Annotated in this window: 3 protein-coding genes; 1 reads left to right on the forward strand and 2 read right to left on the reverse strand. The window is 76.1% G+C overall.

Annotation, left to right across the window (positions count from 1 at the left end; genetic code table 11):
* A partial coding sequence (locus AB0O00_RS18740; RefSeq protein WP_363653105.1) for an ABC transporter ATP-binding protein occupies positions 1-752 on the reverse strand: 752 nt, incomplete at its 3' end.
* Positions 749-2,299 carry a peptidoglycan-binding domain-containing protein gene (locus AB0O00_RS18745; RefSeq protein WP_363653107.1) on the reverse strand — a complete coding sequence of 517 codons (1,551 nt, stop codon included), beginning with the start codon at positions 2,297-2,299 and terminating at the stop codon, positions 749-751. The genes AB0O00_RS18745 and AB0O00_RS18740, both read right to left, overlap by 4 nt.
* Before the next feature lie 333 nt (positions 2,300-2,632).
* Here AB0O00_RS18745 and AB0O00_RS18750 point away from each other — a divergent pair, with 333 nt between their 5' ends.
* Positions 2,633-3,940 carry a M18 family aminopeptidase gene (locus AB0O00_RS18750; RefSeq protein ID WP_363653109.1) on the forward strand — a complete coding sequence of 436 codons (1,308 nt, stop codon included), beginning with the start codon at positions 2,633-2,635 and terminating at the stop codon, positions 3,938-3,940.
* Positions 3,941-3,975: the final 35 nt, after the last annotated feature.

Consider the following 3,975-nt stretch of genomic DNA (forward strand, 5'->3'; position numbering starts at 1 on the left):
GAGACCGCCGTCCCGGTGCCGGCCGCGGCGTCGGGAGCGGTGTCGACGAGGGCCGCGGCGTCGGTACCGGCACCGCCTTCGGCGAGGACCCCGTCGCGGATGGTCACCCGGCGGGCGGCCCGGGCGGCGACGGCCGGGTCGTGGGTGATCACCACCAGCGTGTAGCCCTGGGCGTGCAGCGCGTCGAACCGCTCCAGGACCGCCTCCGCGTTGGCCGAGTCCAGGTTGCCGGTCGGCTCGTCGCACAGCAGCAGGCTCGGCCGGTTCACCAGGGCGCGGGCGATCGCCACCCGCTGGCGCTCGCCGCCGGACATCGTGCCGGGCAGCGCGTCCGTGCGGTGGCCGAGCCCGACGAGGTGCAGCGCCTCCAGGGCGGCGGCGCGGCGGGCCCGCGGCGGGGTGCGGTGGTAGACCTGCGCGAGGGCGACGTTCTCCGCCGCGGTGCGGTGCGCCAGCAGGTGGAAGGACTGGAAGACGAAGCCGATCCGGCGTCCGCGCAGCGTCGAGCGGTCCCGGTCGCGCAGGCCGCCGGTGTCGATGCCGTCCAGCTCGTAGCGGCCGGTGGTGGGGGTGTCGAGCAGGCCGAGCAGGTGCAGCAGCGTCGACTTGCCGGAGCCGGACGGGCCGGTGACGGCCAGGTACTCGCCGCGGCGGACGGTCAGGTCGCAGGGGCGCAGGGCGACCACCGGCGGGTGGCCGGGGTGGGTGCGTCCGACGCCGGAGAGGGCGATGACCGGGGGGCCTGCGGTCACGTCCCGACCACCACCTGGTCGCCGGGGCGCAGCTCGGCGCCGTCCGCCGGGGTCACGGCCACCAGGCCGTCGGCGGTGACGCCGGTGGTGACCGGGACGGTGGTCCGGGCGCCGGCGGCGTCGACCCTGGTGACGGACGTCCGGCCGGCCGCGTTGGTCGTGACGGCGGCCACCGGGACGGCGGTGACGGGGGCACCGGCCTTGTCCCGGAGGATCGTGAGGCGGACGTTCTTGCCGCTCAGGGCGGGCGGGAGCGGGGCGCTCGGGGTGATCGCGACGGGGACGTAACTCGCCGCCCCGGCAGGGTTGTTGGGCGGCCCTCCGGTGTTCGCCCCGCCCGACCCGCCCGACCCGCCCGGTGCCGCGCCGCCGGCCGCCGGTCCGCCGCCGAGGGTGATCACCTTGCCGGCCGGGGGTGCGGTGGTCGGGGTGCCGACCTCGGCGACGGTGCCGGCGACGGTGGTGCCGGTGTCCTCGGCGAGGATCTCGACCGCCATGCCCGACCGCACGCCGGCGGCCTGGCCCGGGGTCAGCTGACCGGTGACGTCGAGGCCGCCGCTGGTCAGCGACAGCAGCGGGCCGGTGGCGGGCGAGCCCACCGAGCCGTTGACGGCGGTGACGGCGGCCGGGAGCGCGGGCAGGAACACCACGTGGGCGGCGGGCACCATCGGGCCGTTCACCGCCTCGGCCTTCGCCAGCGCGGCCTGGTCGGACGCCAACTGCTTCTTGGCAGCGGCCAGTTGCTGGTCGATGTCGGCGCCCGGGGCCGCTGCCGGGGCCGCTGCCGCTGCCGGTGCCGGTGTCGAGGACAAGGGGGTCGGGGCCGGCGCGGGTGCCTGGGTGGCGCCGGCCCGCTTCTGCGCGGTGAGGCCGTCCACCGTCTGCCGGTCCGTGTCCACCGCCTTCTGCGCCGTGTCGACCGCCTGCTGGGTCGCGGCGCCGGTGGTCGGCACCGGGTAGCCGAGCTTGCGGTAGAACGCCGTCACCGCCGCCGCCGTCCCCGGGCCGAACGCCGCCCGGTCGTCGTCGCCGGTCCGGTACCCCAACCCCGCCAGCGCGTCCTGGAGTTCGGCGACGTCCGGGCCGGTGGCGCCCGGCTTGACGTCCCGGTACGCGGGCACCGGCCCAGGCAGCGCGAACAACGGCTGCCCGGACACCTCCGCGAGCAGCTGCCCTGCCGCCGCGGTGTCCCCGGCCCGGACCCCGAGCTTCGACACGAACAGCCGGGTGACCTCCGGCGACGCGGCGGACGGCACCACGTCGTACTGCGCCGGCGGGTACACCACCGCCCGCGCCGTCACCGACCGCGCGAGCACCCGGCTCACCACGGGCGCGGTGATCAGGCTGTTCGGCGGCGGAGCCGCCCGAGCCGCCCGCTCGGCCGGGGACTTCACCAGCGTCGCGGCCCCCAGCCCGCCGACCGCCACCAGCGCCGCCGCCACCGCCACCCCCACCAGCACCCGCCTGCGCCGGACCCCGCGCGACCGTCCGGCCGGCGGACCGGCGACGTCGTCGGCGGTGTCCTCGGCCATCGTCGTTGCGGTCAACACGCCCCTCCCCACGGTGACTTCACTGCACCGAAGTATCGTCGACCGGGCGCCGCCGCGGTCCGGTATCGGCCGCCCCGCCCACCGCGGGCAGCGGTGCGGCGGCCGGGGCGCCGGGAGGGGCGCGGGCAGGGGCGTCCGGAGGGCGGATGACCGTCTGCGACCAGGGGGGTTCACTGGGTGAAAGGTGGTGGGGGCGAAGGCACTTCACGGTTGTGTCTGTGTTTCGCATCCGTTGTGACGTTGCGAGTGCCCTGTCCGTGTACGGGCATATGCTCAGGGTGCGAAGCCGACCCCCATCCGGCTTCGGCCCTCCATCGACTCAGGAGCAGTATGTCGCCCGCCGCCCGACAGGCGTTCTTCGACCGGACGCACACCGATGATCTGATCGCGTTCCTCGGCACCTCGCCGTCCCCGTACCACGCGGTCGCGAGCGCCGCCGAGCGGCTGGAGAAGGTGGGCTTCCGGCAGGTCGCCGAGACGGACGCGTGGGATGCTGCGGCCGGGGGGCGCTACGTCATCCGCGGCGGCGCGCTCATCGCGTGGTACCTGCCCGAGGGCGCCGGGCCCGCGACGCCGTTCCGCGTGGTCGGGACGCACACCGACTCGCCGAACCTGCGGGTCAAGCCGGTGCCGGACACCGGCTCGGCCGGCTGGCGGCAGGTCGCGGTGGAGATCTACGGCGGCGTCCCGCTGAACACCTGGCTCGACCGGGACCTCGGCCTGTCCGGCCGGCTGGCCCTCAAGGACGGCAGCTGGCGCCTGGTGCAGCTGGACGAGCCGCTGCTGCGCGTGCCGCAGCTGGCGATCCACCTGGACCGCCAGGTCAACGACGGCATGAAGCTCGACAAGCAGCGCCACCTCACCCCGATCTGGGGCCTCGGCCCGGTCGACGAGGGCGGCCTGGTCTCCTACGTCGCCCAGCGGGCCGGCCTGGACCCGGCCGACGTGGCCGGCTGGGACCTCATGACGCACGACGTCCAGCCCGCGTCCTACCTCGGCCGCGACCGCGAGCTGCTGGCCGGCCCGCGCCTGGACAACCTGCTGTCCGTGCACGCGGCCACCGCCGCGCTCGCCGCCGTCGCCACCGCCGAGGGCGCCGCCGACCTGCCGTACATCCCGGTGCTCGCGGCCTTCGACCACGAGGAGACCGGCAGCGAGTCGGACACCGGCGCGCAGAGCCCCCTGCTCGGCAACGTCCTGGACCGCACCGTCTACGCGCGCGGCGGCACCCCGGAGGACCGCGCCCGCGCGCTGGCCGGCACCGTCTGCCTCTCCTCGGACATGGGCCACGCGATCCACCCGAACTACACCGAGCGGCACGAGCCCGGCCACCACCCGATGCCGAACGGCGGCCCGATCCTCAAGGTCAACGTCAACAACCGCTACGCGACCGACGGCGTCGGCCGGGCCGTGTTCGCGGCGGCCTGCGAGCGGGCCGGCGTGCCGTGGCAGTCCTTCGTCTCCAACAACGCCATGCCCTGCGGCACGACGATCGGCCCGATCACCGCGGCCCGCCTCGGCATCAAGACGGTGGACTGCGGCATCGCGGCGCTGTCGATGCACTCGGCGCGCGAGCTGTGCGGCGCGGACGACCCGTACCTGCTGGCGAGCGCGATCAAGGCCTTCCTGGAGGGCTGAGCCGCCCGGCGACGTGCGAAGGGCCCTGCGGAAGC

The organism is Kitasatospora sp. NPDC093558, from assembly GCF_040683475.1.
Taxonomy (GTDB): Bacteria; Actinomycetota; Actinomycetes; order Streptomycetales; family Streptomycetaceae; genus Kitasatospora.

Coding starts and splice junctions, on each gene's coding strand:
- AB0O00_RS18750 (WP_363653109.1), top strand. CDS start 2,633: ATGTCGCCCGCCGCCCGACAGGCGTTCTTCGACCGGACGCACACCGAT.